Annotated in this window: 7 protein-coding genes; 5 read left to right on the top strand and 2 right to left on the bottom strand. The window is 63.1% G+C overall.

Annotated elements, in window-relative coordinates:
* Nucleotides 1–26: 26 nt before the first annotated feature.
* Together LG385_RS12815 and LG385_RS12820 are read right to left on the bottom strand one after the other, a co-directional pair.
* Nucleotides 27–4,574 carry a dermonecrotic toxin domain-containing protein gene (locus LG385_RS12815; RefSeq protein WP_225774596.1) on the bottom strand — a complete coding sequence of 1,516 codons (4,548 nt, stop codon included), beginning with the start codon at nucleotides 4,572–4,574 and terminating at the stop codon, nucleotides 27–29.
* A gap of 91 nt (nucleotides 4,575–4,665) precedes the next feature.
* Nucleotides 4,666–9,405: a dermonecrotic toxin domain-containing protein gene (locus LG385_RS12820; protein WP_225774597.1), complete on the bottom strand. Its 4,740-nt coding sequence runs from the start codon at nucleotides 9,403–9,405 to the stop codon at nucleotides 4,666–4,668.
* A 347-nt stretch (nucleotides 9,406–9,752) separates the two neighbouring features.
* Here LG385_RS12820 and glgA point away from each other — a divergent pair, with 347 nt between their 5' ends.
* The 5 genes from glgA to LG385_RS12845 are packed head-to-tail and all read left to right on the top strand — an operon-like array spanning nucleotide 9,753 to nucleotide 18,359.
* Nucleotides 9,753–11,324, top strand: a complete 1,572-nt coding sequence (gene glgA / locus LG385_RS12825; RefSeq protein WP_225774598.1) for a glycogen synthase GlgA — start codon at nucleotides 9,753–9,755, stop codon at nucleotides 11,322–11,324.
* A gap of 15 nt (nucleotides 11,325–11,339) precedes the next feature.
* On the top strand, nucleotides 11,340–13,133 hold the full coding sequence (treZ, locus tag LG385_RS12830; protein ID WP_225774599.1) for a malto-oligosyltrehalose trehalohydrolase: 1,794 nt from the start codon (nucleotides 11,340–11,342) through the stop codon (nucleotides 13,131–13,133).
* Entirely contained in the window at nucleotides 13,130–15,220 is a 2,091-nt protein-coding gene (gene malQ, locus LG385_RS12835; protein ID WP_225774600.1) for a 4-alpha-glucanotransferase, read from the top strand. Before treZ ends, malQ begins: the two co-directional genes overlap by 4 nt.
* Nucleotides 15,217–18,003 carry a malto-oligosyltrehalose synthase gene (locus LG385_RS12840; protein ID WP_225774601.1) on the top strand — a complete coding sequence of 929 codons (2,787 nt, stop codon included), beginning with the start codon at nucleotides 15,217–15,219 and terminating at the stop codon, nucleotides 18,001–18,003. The genes malQ and LG385_RS12840 overlap by 4 nt, the downstream gene beginning before the upstream one ends.
* A gap of 14 nt (nucleotides 18,004–18,017) precedes the next feature.
* Complete coding sequence (locus LG385_RS12845) at nucleotides 18,018–18,359, top strand: DUF2934 domain-containing protein (protein WP_225774602.1); 342 nt, start codon at nucleotides 18,018–18,020, stop codon at nucleotides 18,357–18,359.
* The last annotated feature ends 88 nt before the right edge of the window (nucleotides 18,360–18,447 follow it).

Here is an 18,447-nt window from a genome sequence, read left to right on the forward strand (position 1 = left end):
TTCAGTGCCGTGCCTGGCGCTCCCCGTCAGGAGCGGTTCAGAAACAACTCCCTTGCTGCTACAGGATCGATTCGGCTTCGATAGATCTTCAGCACGTCTGCATCCGAGGCCGCTTGCGCCAGCTGGGCTTGTAGCCCGGTAAAACGCTGGCTCACCGTTTTCAAATGCGCCGCCACATATTGGCTATCCGCTACATCAAGGCTGGCATAGTGGAAATGCGCATACCACAGCACTGTGCCGTTCGGCTCACGTATGGCGTATTCCTGCACAAGGTCTTTCCGCTTGCCCTGCCCCTTGAGCGCAACCCGGCTACCTGATCGTTCCACTCTCGCCTCTCCTTCCCGCACCAGGTAGCGCACTCGTTCTGCCGTTGGCAGGGCCGCCTTGGTAAGCCGGATGCGCAAGGTCCGTCCCTCGGTGATCAACCGCGCCGCCATGTCACGAAGCGCCCGAGCCTTGCGCTCGGCACTACCCCAGGCTTCGACCGCCACATCGGTTTCATTGCGATGGGTGAGCCCACCCTCGATCCTGTCGGCAAGATCCGCCAGGTTTCGAGCAGAGCCAGTCAATAGCTCTTCCAGTTCCAGCGGGATGCGGGTAACCCGGGCCAATCTTGGCGCCTGCTGCAGTTGTCGGGTGGCACCTTCGAGCTGGCGATCAGCCTCCTCGGCGAGGCGCTCCAGGTCGTCATGCGGCCCTCGATTGGAGGGTGACGCTGCGGCAGACGGCAACGGCTGCTCGACCCAATCACCATGGGCCGGGTCTTGTTCAAAGCGGGCAACCACCGTGTTATCCAGCGGGGACACCACCTCCGCGATTTCCTCGGCAGGTTTTTCAGGCCTGGTACGCACCCTGGCGACCACGGCGCCCCGCGTGCGGGTGCGGATCACCCTGCGCCCTCCATGGGCCGCCCCGGCAGAAGGCTTTGCAGGCGCCTGCGTCGAGGCGGTGGTTTCACGAAGCAGGCGCCCAAGCCACGCTTCTGCGTCTGCATTCAGAGTCGCGAGCATCCCGGACAGCCGATCCAGCGCTGGCGTAACATACTCCGGACGCAGGGTCTGTCGCAGCCATTGCAGGGTGTCTTCTGCCGCTTGGTAGGTGTGAACCACCCCATCGAGCAGTTCCAGGGCGGCGCCGTGCGCCAGCGCGGTATCAAGCGTCATTTCCTTGTGGGTGTTCAGCCCCAGCGTCAGTGGCTTCATGGCCTCATGAACGCTTCGCCGAACGCTCTCATCCCCCACCATCGGTTCTTCCATCAGGCTCAATTCGGTGTATACGCTCAAAGCCCTGTATTCAATAAGCTGCCGGAACGTCGCCATTCTCGGTTCCAGGGCTGCCAGGGCGGCTCGACCGGCCACCGGTATTTCACCCAGCTTGCGCATCCGTTCATCCAGCCGCATACGCCAGCGGACACCTGCATCGGCAACGTCCCGGTATTCATGAAGAAACGCAAACCAAGCCGTAACCTCGGCCGGCTGCATGGCCCCATCCGCCTGGAACGCCGGCGCGCTCACTTGAGCAGCGGTCAGCTGGTCCATCAACAGGTCGCGGTTAAGGCTAAGGTAGTAAGCACACAGGTTGGCTTCGGCAGTGAGCGCGACACTCAGTTCCTTGCCGCGCTCCGGCATGGCGACCTCGGCACTAATACCCTCATATTCCTCTCGCAGGCCGGCGCACGTATCCAGTGCCTGCGACACGCGCGCTGCTTCTTCGAGCCGGCGAGCGTGGGCGGCACTGGTGTTGCCGGCGCTGATGGCCTTATCCCCCTCCACTCCCGCTGCACGCACCACGCGATAGGTCCGTTCGATTTCAGTGAGGCATTGCCTTGCCCGCTCACGCCTTTGTCGATTGAGCTCACGCTGCTGCTCGATCCTGCGCTTGGGGGCTCCGCCCCGAAGCCGGAGCCGCAGGTCCAGGCGCCAACGCCCCGCTTCGTCGCGGCGCAGCCAAGGGCCATTTGCCTCCCCTGACACTGGGTCCAGCACAACGGCTTCGCCATTTCCGGGTGCTACCTCGAACAATGCGCCATCGATCCAGGCGAGCCAGCGGCGATCATCCTGCAACAATCCTTTCAGCGGGCCGGCAGGCACCTGCGGCGGGAGATCTGTGGGGCGAGGCGTGGCCAACTGGTCCAGGCGCTGGCGCAGCGCCGCGTTCAATGTCATGGTCGCCGTACCCCAGCCTGCTTCAAGCACCGCGCGTTCCGGCAAAGCAGTGGGGGTCCCATGGCCAGTTACCATTTCAACACTGCCCGTCGAGGAAGGGGTTCCGAGGGTTCGGGTTGACGCTTCGCTGACGAGGGCCAGGGCAATATCAAACAGCAATTCATCCACACCGGAATCCGGCGGAGTGTCGGGGCCGCCAACCCCATTGAAATGCTCGTCCAGTGCATGCCCTATCTGTATCAGCCAGCCGGCCGTGGCGACGGGGCCGCTGAAAAAAGGCGTGACTTGATTAAACATAAGCCAACCCACCTCTCGGGCGGAAATCCAGAAGCTTTCCTGGTTCGACACGGTCTGCCGGTCGGCGGCCAGCGTGAGTGCATCCACTACCCCTTCATAAAACGCATCCAGAGGATTGCCTTGCACCGGCACCGGCATCACCGTGGCGGGCGTGATAGTGGGCACCGGTGAAAATTCATCGCCTTGGCCAAAGCGCAGCCAGTGTGGGGCACGCAACCCACCGTTGCGGTAGCGCGTCTGTGCCGTTTCGCTCAGCCAGCTCAGAACCATTTGACGAAGTTGCGGTTCGTCCATGATGGCCTCCATGAGCTTTCCACGGCTTTGAAACTGCCTCAGCGGTAGCGAAGCCAGGGGAGCGTAAAGCACAACGTTATCGCTGGCTTCGGGCTGGTACAGCAAAAACATCCCGGTAGCGATGTCCGGGGGCAGGCCGATAGCCGCTTCAAGCCCTAACCTGGCTACCTTTGGGCGAGGTAGTTCGTTGTCGGGCACGAAACTGCGACGCACCAACGTCACACCCTGCTCGTCGAAGCCACATTCCTGCTTGAGCCGAAGCTCCAGCGCCAGCAACGGCACTTGCACCGCGACCATTGCCTTGAAGGTGCCTCGCCGCCGAGCCGCCTCCTCGCCAGTTGTCACCGCCCCGTGCAGCAACCTCAGATAGGCCCCTCCCACATCCACGGCTTTGACCAAAGCTATCGCGCTACCGTCGTCCAGCCAGGCCGGAATTGTCTTTCCCTCCCGAGGGCTGATCGTCATCCATCCCGCAGGGCGCCCACCGGTGTTCAGCAAGCTGAGATCCACCAGGCTGATCTGCTGCTCACTCAAATGAATACTGCCGGCTCCCCCGGCGATGGAAAGGAGGTCATCGTCGGTGCGGGTGAAGATGTGCACCACGACGTCGTCCGGGTCGGCCAATGGCGCAAGTGGATGCTCCGTGGCAGCCTGCTCGATCAACCGCTGTCGGGCGTACTGCGCCGCCGTCGGAATGCCCGAGAGGAAGCCGTCATCGCCGGTGGTACGCCGGGCAGCGAGCAGCGCATCAAGGCCCAGGGCATAGCGTAGGCGGTCGCTCTGGATGGCTTCGGTCAGCCAGCGCGGCAGCTGACGCTTCAGGGTATCGCGGCGGGCAAGTCGATGCCCGTTGTCAAGCGTCCACCCGGGAACGATAGCCTCCATCGTTGCGGCGAACGTGTCTGCGTCGAGGCTGGATTCACGCAACGCTTCGGCTTTGTCGAGCGCACACGCCAGATAATCCTCCAGTATCACGATGGCCCAGGCGGAAAACGGGTCTCCCGCTACAATAGCTTCGCCCACCACTGGCAAGGGATCCCCAAAATAGCGAGCAGCCGCCGCTGCGTCACGGAAATGCCGAAATCCGGTGTCCGCGCTAAAGGCTATCCATGCCGATGCAGTGCCCCGAGCCGTCACTAGCAGCGTCGGCGCCGATTCACCAGCAGTACGCAGTAACCGTACCTGGCCCCGTTCCGGTTCGGCAGCTTGGAGTGCCGAAGGCGGCAGGCCGAGCGACACGCGGACCATGGCCCGCTCCGAAGCCGACAGCAGGCCCGCAGCTTCGCTATCGCCCACGGCCTGATTCACCCGTTCCTTCAGGTACGCAGCCATCCAGGCCCAAGGGCTTTCGCCGTTTTTGTCGGGAGCTTGCCAATATTCCATCCAACGTTCGCACCAGGCGTCTACAACGAAGGGGCTGACAAGATCGATTTCCTCGATGACCTTGTTCATGTCACAGGCTAACCGAGCGGGGTATTCACTGCCCCGCTCCAGGGTAAGAAAGGTTTCCTCGGCGGACAGCGGGAGAGGTGCGCCAGCGATGAAGCGGTTCAGAATGGCCGCCGCCAGCGGCTGAATCTGATAGCCAACGAACGCCAGCTGTCGCTGTTCCTGGCGCCACAGGCTGTGCCCAAACGCCAAGGTATCGGGTGGCGTGTGGTTAGAGCCTTGCGCGGGCAAGGCCGCTGCGAGCGCGGGACCCAGCAGGTCCATCGCGGTATTTGCGAGGGTCGGCCCATCCGCCAGCCGGCGGGCTACCGGGCCGGGCAGCCAGTGAAGTGGAACGGAACGAGAGGAGGCAGTATACGGATCGGGCATGGTGAGGCTCCTGATGGCAAAGGAGCACGGAGTGTCGCTGCCTTCCAGGAGGTGGGGGCGATACTGGAATACCGCCCCGGCCAAGCCCGTGTCAGGGCAGAGAGAGGAACAGCCGTCGGGCCGCCGCCAGGTCGATCCTGCTGCGGTAGATCCCGATGACTTCCTCATTGTCACGGGCTTGCTGTAGTTGTTTCTGATACCCGTCGAACCGCTGGGTCACGGTTTTGAGGTGAGCGGCAGTAAACCGTTCCGCTGACGCGGTCGTGGTGTCGTAGTGAAAGTGAGCGTACCAGAGCGGATGCCGCTGGCGGTCCTGAATCTCGTACTCCTGAACAAAGTCACGCCGCCCACCGCGCCCGAGAGGCGTGCGCCCCCCAAGCTTGCGGATAGTGACCTCCCCTTGCTCCACCAGGAAATCGAGCCGCGCGACCGTAGGTAACAGGCTCTTGCTGATCTCCACGCGTGCGTGTGTCCCCGTGCGGCGGGCAATGCCCGCCAGGTCCCGAAGTTCGTGAGCCTTGCGCTCGGCCGAGCCAGGCTGTTGTGTTGCCGCATCAGTTTCGTTGAGCTGGGTGAGTGCTTCTTCGATGTCCTCGGCCGCCGCCTCCAGCCGGCGTGCGCTGCCGTGGTACAGATCCTCGATCTCGACCGGCACCCGGGTGGCCAGCTTGAACCTTGCCAGCGTGCTCACTTCTTCTCGTACCTGGCGCATCGCTTTATCTGCGTCGGCGACCAGGCTATCAAGGCGTGCGCCCAATCCTTGCGCCGGCTGGCGCACGGGCACCGCTGGCTTGTTCCACGCGCCCGTGGTGGAGTCCTGGCGCCAGGTCGCCAACACCCGGCCATTGGAAATAACCTGCGCCACCTTTTGTTGCGTCCGGTGATCGGTATGGGTATGGGCCATCACCGACTCCCCTTCAGCGGTAACAATGACCTGCGTGGCAACAGGCTGTGGCGTGCTCGAGGCCTGGCGCGGAACGCTCGTTGCGGAGGCCGGCCGCGGACGGGGCCGACGCAGCGCATTTCGGCGGGCGCTTGTGCTGGAGACCACAGGCGTTACGGCACCGCGCACCAGCTCTCCCATGCGGGCCTCAGCATCCTCTCGCATCGCCACGGCTATACGTTCGAAGCGCTCCAGGGCCGGCATCACCCCTTCGGCGGCGAGCAGTTCCTTGAACACACGCAGCGCATCTTCCACGCGCTGATAGTGATGAAGGGCGGTATCAAGAACTTCCATCGTTTGCTGGGGTGTCGCTGAGGGGGCGGCGATCAGGTCGGCATGGGATGTACCGTGGACCAACAGCGGCTCCAGCGCTCGGTGCACCTGCTCGGCCAGTGCTGGATTGCCACGAAGCGGCTCTATCACCAGGCCCAGTTCGCAATAGGCCAGGGAGGAACGCAACTCCATTGGCGAGTGGAAGGTGTCCACAACACGAGCATTCTGTTCCAGTGTACGGGCGCCAAGCCGCGGAATCGCTTCGAGCTGCCGGACCGTATCATGATGCAACTGAACATAGGTCAGGGACTGCTCGGTCAGGTCCCGGTAGCGCTCGATGAAGGCGACCCACCCTGCAGGATCACGAAGCACCAGTTCGTTCAGCGCCTTTTCGCTGACTTTCAGATAAGGCGACTTCTGAGCGCACAACTGCGAGAGTTGGGAAAGGTTGTCCGTGATGGTTCGGCTGATGTGCAATTGCCTGGCAAGTACTTCGCAGATCCGCTCGGCGAAATCGGTAAGGGGCGTGGCCTTGTTCAACCCTTCATAGGCCGTAATGAGCCGGGCGCCGTGTTCGTGCCCGTCTCGCAGCAGCTTATCCAGGGCCTCCCTTTCTTCCATGGCCGGCTCGTCATGCTGTGAGGCCCGCTCGACTCGCTCGGCAACGGTGTTGGCGCGTGTGCGCAGGGATTCGTAGTAGCCTACGATCTCAGCGTAAAGGCGTTCGCCCTGCTGGCGATCCACTTCGTTCTGCCGTCGACGCGCCTCGATCCGCCGCTTCGGCCCGCCCCCTCGCAACCGTAGCCGCAGATCGAGGGCCCAGCGCCCGGCCTCGTCCCGACGGATAAACGGCCCTTCCTGGCCTTCAGGGCCAACGATCCTGAGGTCGACGTCTTCCACGCTGACCGCGTAGTAATTGTGCTGCCACTTCATCAACCATTGCCGATCGTCCAGATACAGCCCTTGATACGGCCCATGGGGGATGGGGCTCAGCGGCTCGCTGGGCGGGCTGGCGCGCAGCGCGACCAACGCTTGTGTCTGGGTTGGCGAAGGCACCAGGCTGACAGCGGACCAACTCAGGTCCAGGTCAAGCGGCCGGCTCACGGCTTTCGCTTCCGCGACCGCCGTTTCTGCCCAGCCCAGCATAGTCACCGGCCTGGGAAGCTGCGGAGCTGGCGCCTCGGGCGGCTCGGACGCCTCGCCGACCGCACCGTCGCCGATCGCTCCACCTGAGCTGGGCTCAGGTTCCTGCAGGCGCTCGGGTTCATCAACCGGCCAATGTACAGCTTCGCCCAGAAGAAGCATTGCAACGCTGAGCAACAGGTTGGTTCGAGCCGCTGCCGATGCGCTTTCCGACTGATCGAGGGTGTTGAGGTAAACGTTGAAGGCATCGCTGAGTTGAACCAGCCAACCTGCGGTCGCCAGCGGGCCGTTCAGCACGGGCATCAAGGCGGTAAATAGCGTTTGCGCAAGCTGGCCAAGCGAAACCCAACGGTCTTCGGCGTTGGAAACCGAGCGCCGCTCGGCCATTTCAATCAGGGCCTTCACCACCTGTTCATAGAGTGTGTGCAATCGCGGAGCAGCCAGCGGCACCAGTACCGGACGGGCCAGCGACGGAACCTGTAACGGCGCGAACTCATCACCCTGGCCAAAACGCGCGACGCGTGGCTCCCGCAGGCCTCCCCGGCTATAGCGGGAACGACCCAGGTCGGTCATCCAGAGCAGTGCGCTCTCTTGAAGCTCGCCAGGGGCGCACAGCTCATCCCATAACGCATCAACTGAGCTGAATTGGCGAAGCGGCTTGGCGTGCAAGGGCCGGTACAGTACGCAGGGCGCGGAAGGATCGGTATCCCGGGTAAAAAGGTAGGTGCCAGCGATAATATCGACACCGTACTCCGCGCCGGCGGTCACACCCAATCCCACCAGATGGGCGGGCTCTGGTGTGGGTAGCGCGCCAAGGCCCTCCTCCACCAATTGATAACCGTCGCGGTCCATGGCGCATTCGCCTCGCAGCATCAACTCCCAGGCCAGCAGTGGTAGCTGAAGGCTAACCTGATGGCCAAACAGGGTTTGCCGGGCTTGTGATTCAGGCCCTTCTACCAGCCGCCTTCGAAGCATCGCGGGGTACTGTTCACCAACGTCGATCGCCCGGACCAGGGCCTTTAGTTCATCCTCAGTCAACCAGGCAGGCACGGTTGTACCGGGGCGGGCCGCGATATCCAACCAGGCTGCTTCATGGGCAGCCTGGTTATCGATGGCCAGCGCGGTCACGCTTAGTGCTTGCTTCACGAAGTGCGGCTCCGACGGCCCCCCTGTGACTGCGATCGGATCGGGTACCACAGAAACAAGCGTCAGTACGAGGTGCTCCGGTACCAATGCCGGCCCTTCCGGGTGCAACCGGGCGGCCTCCTCGCGAAGGCGCTGGTATACGTAGGCTTCAAGGGTGGGAATGTCATGCAAAAACCAGCTCCCCGTCACTTGTGGCCAGCTAAGGGCAAGCTGTGCAAGTGCTCCCGCGAAGTGCCAGCGGTCGACTGCCGGCGCTCGACGCAGCCAGTCGGGCAGTGCTCGCTGCAAGTCGCGAGCATTGCGCTGCTGCCTTCTGGCATCGATCTGAAAGAAACCGGTGACCACATCGCTCGACGCTTTCAGAAGTGAGGTCGCTGACGAGGACTCAGTCGTACGAACCCAGCCTGTTACCCCGCTAAGCTGGATCAATTGAGTTTGCAACAGGCTGCGGGCCAGCGCGCAGAACACATCACCCGTCACCTCCACCCGTTGCAAGGTCGCATCCTCAGCCCCGTCCCAGGGGCTCAGCATCGCGTGGATGGCGTTTCGCAACGCCCGGGTGGAGGGAAAATACCGCAGCCCTCCATTGAGCGAAAACAGCAGGTGGTCATCGCCCTGGCCGTCCCCGGTAAAGCTGACCAATAATTGCGGATCGAGCCTCGCATCGAACGGCAATGCCGTATCGCCTTCCTGTATCTGCAGCAGGTATACCCTGACCGGATCGGCAGGTCGCTGCCCGACGATGGCTTCGTTTGTGCGCCATGTGGCGACCGTCAGGCCGGCTTCATAGGCGTGCGTAGGCAAGGTTCCAGCGCTACGCCCGCTATGCAAGCCCTCGATCAAGCTGTCTCGAGCATAGTCAGCCATCCATTTCCAGTGGGTCTCGCCCTGGGAATCCGTTTCGCTCCAGAACAGGGCAAGGGCCTCCTCGAACGATTCGATCAGGGTCGGCCGCACCGCGTCCAGTTCTTGAGCCACGTGTTGCAGGTCGACTGCAAGCTCCGTCCATTGGGCACCCTGCTTCTGGATCAAGGTTTGATAACCGGGCACTACCGTGAGCGCCGTCTGACGTACGAAGAGGTCAATGAGCAGTTCAGGCAGCACCACATAGTTCAACTCCCCCTCTGCCCCGCCGGTTGGGGGCCACGCCAGAGCAAGGCTGCCGGGGTCAGTCTCGATAGGTGGCTGCAAGCGCAAGAGCGCCTGCCCGACCAGGCGCGTAGCGGTAGATAACAAGCCCGGTTGGCGGCGAAAACGTTTCACGGCGGCCCCGGCGACGGGGGAGTAACGGCTGATAACACTAGGAAGGCTTAGAGGCACAGGCATTGCAGGCTCCTGGTGGGTTGGGAGGCCGCCATGCAACCGTAGACGGGGGCGGGTTGTCTGGTACGCAAGTACCGCTTCGCTTCAACCCAGCGGGCCGCCGATTCACGCCTACACTCATTGGGGCAAGTCCGTAGTGCCGATGCAAAGAAATCCGAAACTTCTGAGTGCCGCCCGGGTCAGGTAAACAGTGAGTGATGCGCGGTTTTGAGCGTGCCCTCACCCACCCCTCCAGGAGCGATTCATACCGCGGCGTTTCACCCGCGGGCCGGCCATACGAGCGGCATTGGGGTCGGATTAGAAAAACCAGAGATCTGCCAGAAGTCATTTACGCTACGGGAGAGAGTTTGATGATCAGTGCCGCTGTCGAAACCCATGGAGAGCGCTTCAATCAGCAGGTCAGCGAGGTTGCCTCGCTGCCGGCTATTACTTCGACCAGCAGGGTGCTGCAACCGGACCACACGGCGAATCCGAACCGCAAGAAAGTGCTGTTCGTGACATCGGAAATGGCGGATCTGATCAAAGCCGGGGGCCTGGGCGACGTGTCGGCGGCATTGCCCCGCGCGATGAGCCACCTGCACGACGTGCGCGTGCTTATTCCCGGCTACCCTCAAGTGCTGGAAAGCGACAACCCTATTCACATCGTGGGCGAACTGGGCGGCCACGCGGCCTTGCCGCCCTGCAAGGTCGGGCGTATGGACACTGCCGATGGGCTGGTGATCTACGTACTTATCTGCCCCGAACTGTACGAGCGCGATGGCAACCCCTACGGCGCCGTGAACGGCCGGGACTGGCCCGATAACCACATCCGCTTCGCCCGCCTGGGCCTGGCCGCCTGCGACATCGCCGCCGGCCATGGCATGGTGCACTGGAAACCCGATCTGGTTCACGCCCACGACTGGCCGAGCGGCCTGGCCCCGGCCTACATGCACTGGCGCGGCGTGAACGTCCCTACCCTGTTTACCATTCACAACCTGGCCTACCAGGGCGTAGTGAGCCTGGCCTGCTGCCCGGAGCTGGGTATTCCCGAGCACGCCCTGCAGCAGGAAGGCATGGAGTTTTACGGCAAGCTGTCGTTCCTCAAGGCCGGCATGGCCTATTCCAGCCACATCACCACGGTGAGTGCTACCTACGCCGAAGAAATCACCACGCCGGAGTTCGGCTGCGGGCTGGACGGCTTCCTAACCAGCAAGGCGCATCAGGGCCTGCTCAGCGGTATTCCCAATGGCATCGACGCCAGCTGGGATTCGGCCACCGACCCTCATCTGGTTTGCCCCTTCAGCCTGAACGATTGGGACGGCAAGGCGGTGAACGCCGAGCATGTGCGCAACCTGTTCGGCCTGGCGCCTTCCACTGGCCCGCTGTTCGCGGTGGTATCGCGCCTGGTGTACCAGAAAGGCCTGGACCTCACCGAAGGGGTGACCGACTACATCGTGCGCAACGGCGGCCAGATCGCGATCATCGGCCGAGGCGAGCCTGAAGAAGAACAGGCCATGCGCGACCTGGCCAAGCGTTATCCGGGGCAAGTGTCGGCCCGAATCGGCTTCAACGAAACCGACGCCCGGCGCATGTTCGCTGGCAGCGACTTTTTGCTGATGCCCTCGCGCTATGAGCCATGCGGCCTGAGCCAGATGTACGCCCAGCGGTTCGGTTCGTTGCCCGTGGCACGCAAAACGGGTGGCCTGGCCGACACCATCGAAGACGGTGTGACCGGTTTCCTGTTCGACGAACCTTCGGTGGCGGCCTACGAGGAGGCCCTGAAACGCGCCTTCTACGCCTTCAGCAAGCCGGACCTGCTGAACGCGATGCGCTGCCGTGCCATGACCCAACCATTCAACTGGTCTCAGGCCGTTGAACCCTACGCCGAACTTTATACAAAGCTGGTCAACCGCTCACATGGGCGGGCCGGGCGGCATTACTGATCGAGGAGCGCCGACATGGCTGACCTGCAACCTGTTACCTGGGCACACGGGGCCACCCGTGTGGGCGATAACCTAACCCGCTTTGCCCTCTGGGCCCCTGATGCGGAAAACGTCAGGGTGGTGTTCGATGACGGTGAACAGCTCGTCATGATCAGGCAAGCCGAGGGCTGGTTCACCGCTGAGGCTGCCTGCGACGCAGGTACGACCTACCGCTACCAGATCAATAACGACCTTACCGTGCCCGACCCTGCTTCGCGGGCGCAGCAGAGTGATGTTCATTCCGCCAGCGTAGTGGTCGATCATGCCACGTACCCCTGGCGCCACGCCCAATGGCAGGGCCGCCCGTGGCATGAAGCAGTTATCTATGAAGTGCATGTTGGCCTGATGGGTGGTTTCGAGGGTGTGGCCAGGCAACTGCCACGGCTGGCGGCGCTGGGCATCACCGCGATCGAACTGATGCCCATCGCCGAGTTCCCCGGCGACCGCAATTGGGGCTATGACGGCGTGCTGCCCTATGCACCCGAGCACTCCTATGGCACCCCCGACCAGCTCAAGGCACTGATCGATACCGCCCATGAGCACGGCCTGATGGTGATTCTGGACGTGGTGTACAACCACTTCGGGCCGGACGGCAATTTCCTTAACAGCTACGCCAAGGGCTTCTTCCGCGAAGACAAACACACTCCCTGGGGCGCCGCGATCGACTTCCGCCGCCCGCAAGTGCGCGACTTTTTTATCGACAATGCCCTGATGTGGCTGCTCGATTACCGCTTCGACGGCCTGCGGTTCGACGCCGTGCACGCCATTGAAGACCCCGATTTCCTCCAGGAAATGGCCCGGCGCATCCGTAAAGCCATCCCGGCCGGCCGTCACGTGTGGCTTAACCTGGAAAACGAACATAACGAGGCTCACCTGCTCCAGGAAGGCTACGATGCCCAATGGAATGATGACGGCCACAATGCGCTGCACGTGCTGCTTACTGGCGAAACCGAGGCCTATTACGAAGACTACGCCCAGGACACCACGGCCAAGCTGGCGCGATGCCTGGGCGAAGGCTTTGTGTATCAGGGCCATACCAATCGCCACGGCGTAGCGCGGGGCGAGCCCAGCGGGCACTTGAACCCTACCTCGTTCGTGCTGTTCTTGCAGAACCACGACCAGATCGGCAACCGCGCGTTTGGCGAACGCTTGTCTCAGCTGTCGCCGGAACCTGCCCTGCGCGCCGCCACTACTCTGCTGCTGGCCTCGCCGATGATTCCCCTGATGTTCATGGGCGACGAGTGGGGCGCGGCCGAGCCGTTCCAGTTCTTTACCAGCTTCCATGGGGAGCTGGCCGAGGCCGTACGCAACGGCCGCCGTTCCGAGTTCAAGTCCTTCAGCGCTTTCCAGGACCCGGAGCGCCGCGACAAGATACCGGACCCGAATGCGGAGTCCACATTCAAACACTCGCGGCCCGCCTTCGATGACTTCGAGAAACACCAGCGCGGCCCTTGGGTGGAGTTGTACGTTCACCTGCTGAGCATGCGCCGCCGCGACCTGATGCCACGGCTGCCAGGCAGCCGCTCGCTCGGGGTAACGATTCTGGCCGACAAGGCCGTCTCGGCGCGCTGGCAGTTGGGCGATGGTTCGACCTGGCAGATCGACTTGAACCTTAGCGAACAGGCGGTGGCGGCAGAGCTGCCCTTCGACCGTTACTGGCTGTTCGATAGCCGTGGCCCGAACGCGCGCTTCGATGAAGCCGGCAAGCTTCCGGCGTACACCGCGCTGGTCAGCCTTATCCCTCGCGCCCCCTTGGAGGCCATTTCATGAGTGACCAAGCGCTCAGAAGCCTCGCCGAAAAGGTCGGTATCGCGGTGGAATGGACCGACGCCAACAATCGCCCGCAAACCGTAAGCCCTGACGTGCTGCGCAACGTGCTGAGCGCGTTGGGCCACCCGGCGAACAGCGACGAGGATGTGACCGAAAGCCTGCGCGTGATGCAGGCAGAGGAAGACAATCACCGCCTTCCTCCCCTGCTCACAGCCGATTATGGCAAGCCCCTGCCGTTGAGCCGCTGGTTGGCCCCGGGAGCAGCCTGCACGGTGCACCTGGAAGACGGCGGCGAACTGGAGCTCAAGCTCGACGCCCAGGCGGCACTGCCCGGCATGCTCCCGGTGGGTTACCAGCAGGTTCGGGTGGGCGATCAGCACTTCACCGTAGCCGTAGCTCCGGCCCGTTGTTACAACGTGGCCGATGCGCTGGGTATCGATGCGCCTCGCGCCTGGGGGCTGGGCGTGCAGTTGTATTCGCTGCGTCGGCCCCATGATGGCGGCTTCGGTGACACGCAGGCACTGGAAGAGATGGTACGCGCCGCCGGCGAGCGCGGCGCCGACGCTTTGGCCATCAGCCCCATGCATGCCATGTTCAGCAGCGATACCACCCGCTACAGCCCGTACTCACCGTCCAGCCGGCTGTTCCTCAATGCGTTGTATGCCTCGCCCGGCGCGGTATTGGGTGAGCACACGTTGCGTGCCGCCATTGAGCACATGAACCTTGAAGGCACCCTGGCAGAACTTGAAAAGCTCGAACTGGTGGATTGGCCCAGGGCCGCCGAGGCCAAGCTGAGGTTGCTGCGCGCGCTCCACGAAGATTTCACCCGTGCCGCGCACCCCATGCAGGAGGACTTCGCCAGTTTCCGCCAGAAAGGCGGCGAAGCCCTGGCAGACCATTGTTGCTTTGAAGCCCTGCAAGCCGAATGTGCCCGCAAGGGCGAAAGCCAGGACTGGCGACAGTGGCCCGAAGCCTGGCGCCACCCACGCAGCCCGGGGGTGGCCGAATTTGCCAAGGCACACGAGCAGGAAATCGAATTCTATGCCTTCGGCCAATGGCTGATCGCCCGCAGCCTTGAACGCGCTCAAACTGCCGCCAAAGCCAGCGGCATGCGCATCGGCCTTATCGCAGACCTGGCCGTGGGCGCGGACGGTGCCGGCAGCCAGGCCTGGAGCCGGCAGGATGAACTGCTGGCAGCAGTGACCGTAGGCGCTCCGCCGGACATCCTCAATCGCTCGGGCCAGAGCTGGGGCATCTCCGCCTTTTCTCCTGAAGGGCTCAAGCGCAATGGCTTCCGGGCCTTTATCGAGATGCTGCGGGCCAACTTCGCGCACGCCGGCGGGCTACGGATCGACCATGTGCTGGGCCTGAATCGTCTGTGGGTGATCCCTCAGGGCGAGAAGCCTACCGAAGGTGCCTACTTGCACTTCCCACTGGATGATCTGTTGCGCCTGCTGGCACTCGAATCCCATCGCCACCAGGCCATCGTGCTGGGTGAAGACCTGGGTACTGTGCCGGACGGGCTGCGGGAAAAACTCGCGGCCCGGGACATCCTTGGCATGCGCGTGTTGCTGTTCGAACAGAACCATCCCGGTGACTTCAAGCAATTGCTGGAGTGGCCAGACAACGCTCTGGCTACGACCAGCACCCACGACCTGCCGCCGCTCAAGGGCTGGTGGCACACCAACGAAATCGGCTGGACCCGCCGCCTGGCGCTGATCGACGAGAACACCGAGCGGGAATGGCGTGAAACCCGGGTGAAGGAAAAGCGTGGCCTGGAGCACATTCTCAAGCAGGACCCGCAAAACTTCGTTGAAGAGCGCCAGGACCCGGACATTGCCGACCAGGTAATCGATGGCAGCGTTCGTTTCGTGGGCCATACCCGGGCCCCCCTGGTGCTGTTGCCCATCGAAGACGCCCTGGGCCTGGTTGAGCAGCCCAACCTGCCCGGCACCGTTGACGAACACCCCAACTGGCGTCGGCGCCTGGAGGCGACCGGTGCTGCCCTGCTGGACCTGCCCGACCCGGCGCGCCGCCTGGAACTCCTTGCCGTAGCCCGCCGACAAGCTCATGAGCGTGACCGATGAAGCCATTTACCGCCAGTATTCGCCTGCAATTCCACAAAGATTTCACCCTCGATGACGCTGTTGCGTTGGTGCCGTATTTCGAGCAACTGGGCGTAAGTCACGTCTATGCCTCTCCCTTGCTCAAAGCCCGCGCTGGCTCCATGCATGGTTATGACGTGGTCGATCCCACCGTGGTGAACCCCGAGCTGGGTGGCGAACCCGCCTTGCGCAGGCTCGTTGCCGCGCTGCGGGAACGGCAAATGGGGCTAGTGCTGGATATCGTGTCCAACCACATGGCGGTGGGTGGCGCCAGTAACCCTTGGTGGCTGGACCTTCTGGAGTGGGGCCGTCGCAGCCCCTACGCCAACTTCTTCGATATCCAGTGGCATTCGCCCGACCCCCTGCTCGAGGGCCAGCTGCTGATTCCATTCCTGGGCAGCGACTACGGAACCGCACTGCAACAAGGTGATATCCCCCTGCGCTTCGACGCCGAAGCCGGCAGCTTCTATGTGGAGCACTATGAGCACCGCTTCCCCATCTGCCCGCCAGATTACGCAAGCATTCTGAGCATTGCGGTGGACAACCGGCTAGAAGCGATAGGTGAACGCTTCGGCGCGCTGGCTCATGACGCCGATGCCTATGCGCAGGCACCGGCACTGCGCCAGGAGCTGGCTAACCTGGCGGCCGAGGGTGCAGTGTTCCGGGCATTGGAAACCGTCCTCAAGCTGTACGACTCCACTACGCCAGAAGGTTTCGATCGCCTGCACCGTCTGCTGGAACGGCAACATTACCGCCTCGCCAGCTGGCGCACCGCCGCAGACGACATCAACTGGCGCCGCTTCTTCGACATCAACGAACTGGGCGGGCTGCGCGTGGAGCGTGGCGAGGTGTTCGAGGCTACCCACGCCAAGATCTTCCAGATGGTAGAGGAAGGCCTTGTAGACGGCCTGCGAATCGACCACGTGGACGGCCTGGCGAACCCTCGCGCCTACTGCCGTAAACTGCGCCGTCGCGTGGAGCGGCTGCTGCCAAAGCGCCCCGCTGAATCGAAAGTGGAGCACTTCCCGATTTTCGTGGAAAAGATCCTCGGCAATGGCGAGCAGCTACACCGCGACTGGAACGTGGACGGCACCACCGGTTATGAATTCATGAACCAGGTGTCGCTGGTGCAGCACGACCCGCGTGGCGAGCAGCACCTGAGTGACCTGTGGGTACGGATGAGCGGACGCAGCGCCGACTTCATGGAAGAGGTGCGTGCCGGCCGCCGGTTCGTGCTCCACGGTACCCTGGCGGGCGATTTCGAATCCGTGGCCCAGGCCCTGTTGCAAGTGGCCCGCAGTGACCTAATGAGCCGGGATTTTACCCTGGGCAGCATCCGCCGGGCGCTCGAATCGTTGATCGTGCATTACACCGTTTACCGTACCTACATCACGCCGTGTGGCCGGCCCGCCGAGGACGAGCCTTTCTTCGCCCAAGCGGTGGAAGGCGCCCGCGCCGACCTCGGCGAGGGCGACTGGCCGGTGTTGGACTTCCTCGTGCGCTGGTTGGGCGGCGAGCCGTGGCGCAGCCTGCCGGTGGGCCGTCGCAGGCAAACGCTGCGCCACGCCTGCGTGCGATTCCAACAACTCAGCTCCCCTACAGCCGCCAAGGCCATGGAAGACACAGCTTTCTACCGGAGCGCCAGATTGATCTCGCGCAACGACGTGGGCTTCGATCCTGAGGTATTCAGCGCGCCCCCGGAAGCGTTCCATGAAGCGTGCCAGATGCGAGCCGCGGCGTTCCCGCGCAACCTGCTGGCAACGGCGACCCACGACCATAAACGCGGTGAAGACACCCGCGCACGGCTGGCGGTGATCAGCGAACGTAGCACCTGGTACGGTGCGCTGATCACCCACTGGCAGGCGCTGGCGAGCAGCCTGCGCGGCGAATATGCCGATGGCCCCGCCCCGTCCGGTGGCGATGAAGCCATGCTGTATCAGGCACTGCTGGGTAGCTGGCCGCTCGACCTGCAAGCCGACGACGCCGCAGGCCTCGCGGCCTACGCCGAACGCATGCAGCAATGGCAACAAAAGGCACTGCGCGAAGCCAAGCTGGTCAGCAGCTGGAGCGCGCCCAACGAAGCTTATGAGAGCGCCTGCCGGGACTTCCTGCAAAACCTGCTCACGGCCGATAGTACATTGGCGCTGCGCCAGTCCATCGTTTCGGCGGTACACGTACTTGCACCGGCGGGCGCGCTGAACGGGCTTGTACAAGCCACCTTGAAAGCTACCGTACCCGGCATCCCGGACCTGTATCAGGGCGCCGAATTCTGGGATTTCAGCCTGGTCGATCCGGATAACCGCCGACCCGTGGACTACACTGCCCGGAGCGAAGCGTTGGCCACCGCCACCGACCCGCTCGCGCTGCTCGAAACCTGGAGCGACGGGCATGTGAAGCAAGCACTGATCGCCGCCTTGCTGAATATTCGGGCCAAGGAGCCGGCCCTGTTCCTGCAAGGCGACTACCTGCCGCTGGAGGTTCATGGCGAACAGGCGAATCGAGTGCTGGCGTTTGCCCGGCACCATCAGGGCCGCAATGCGATCGTGATCGTGCCGCGCCTATGCAGCGAATTGCTGGCCGAGGGCAAGTTGCTCGTTTCGGACGAAAAATGGGGGGATACGTGTGTCCGGCTTCCTGAAAACCTTTCGCGGCTTGAATTTAAGGGACTTTTTTCATCTCAGGCAGTCACATTGGACAAGGACTTGCGGATGAGCACGGCGCTGAAGGCATTCCCCGTCAACCTCTATCTACAAAGTGACTCGTGATCAGGAGCATGGCTATGAGTGTTAGCGATAAACGCGTTGAAGAGTTTGCCTACTACATCTGGGAATCGGAAGGCCGCCCGGAAGGCCATGCGCAGCGGCACTGGGAAATGGCGCGCAAGCTGGCCGAGGCTGAAGACAAGGCCCCCGCAAAGCTGCCCCGCAAGGCCCCGAAAAAGCCCAAGGATGAGGTGACCCCGGAGGCAGCTAAACCTGCCGCCGCGACCAAAGCCAAGGCTGCACCGAAGGCCGCGCCCAAGGCGGCGGCCAGCAAGCCTGCCGCGGCACCCAAGCCTGCCGCCAAGGCAGCGAGCGCCGAGAAAAAACCTCGCAGCGCCAAGAAGCCTGCAGCGAGCTGACCCCCGCCCCCGCCCGGCCGGCTTCCCGCCGCCGGGCTTGCAGCAACTCTACCCAGGCCGCCAGCGCGGCCCTTCCGGGTAGCGTGCG

Source organism: Pseudomonas sp. Marseille-Q5115 (assembly GCF_916618905.1).
GTDB lineage: Bacteria > Pseudomonadota > Gammaproteobacteria > Pseudomonadales > Pseudomonadaceae > Aquipseudomonas > Aquipseudomonas japonica_A.

Bases quoted from the DNA above. Each gene is read 5' to 3' on its own strand.
- LG385_RS12815 (WP_225774596.1), bottom strand. From the start codon at position 4,574: ATGCCCGATCCGTATACTGCCTCCTCTCGTTCCGTTCCACTTCACTGG.
- LG385_RS12820 (WP_225774597.1), bottom strand. From the start codon at position 9,405: ATGCCTGTGCCTCTAAGCCTTCCTAGTGTTATCAGCCGTTACTCCCCC.
- glgA (WP_225774598.1), top strand. From the start codon at position 9,753: ATGATCAGTGCCGCTGTCGAAACCCATGGAGAGCGCTTCAATCAGCAG.
- treZ (WP_225774599.1), top strand. From the start codon at position 11,340: ATGGCTGACCTGCAACCTGTTACCTGGGCACACGGGGCCACCCGTGTG.
- malQ (WP_225774600.1), top strand. From the start codon at position 13,130: ATGAGTGACCAAGCGCTCAGAAGCCTCGCCGAAAAGGTCGGTATCGCG.
- LG385_RS12840 (WP_225774601.1), top strand. From the start codon at position 15,217: ATGAAGCCATTTACCGCCAGTATTCGCCTGCAATTCCACAAAGATTTC.
- LG385_RS12845 (WP_225774602.1), top strand. From the start codon at position 18,018: ATGAGTGTTAGCGATAAACGCGTTGAAGAGTTTGCCTACTACATCTGG.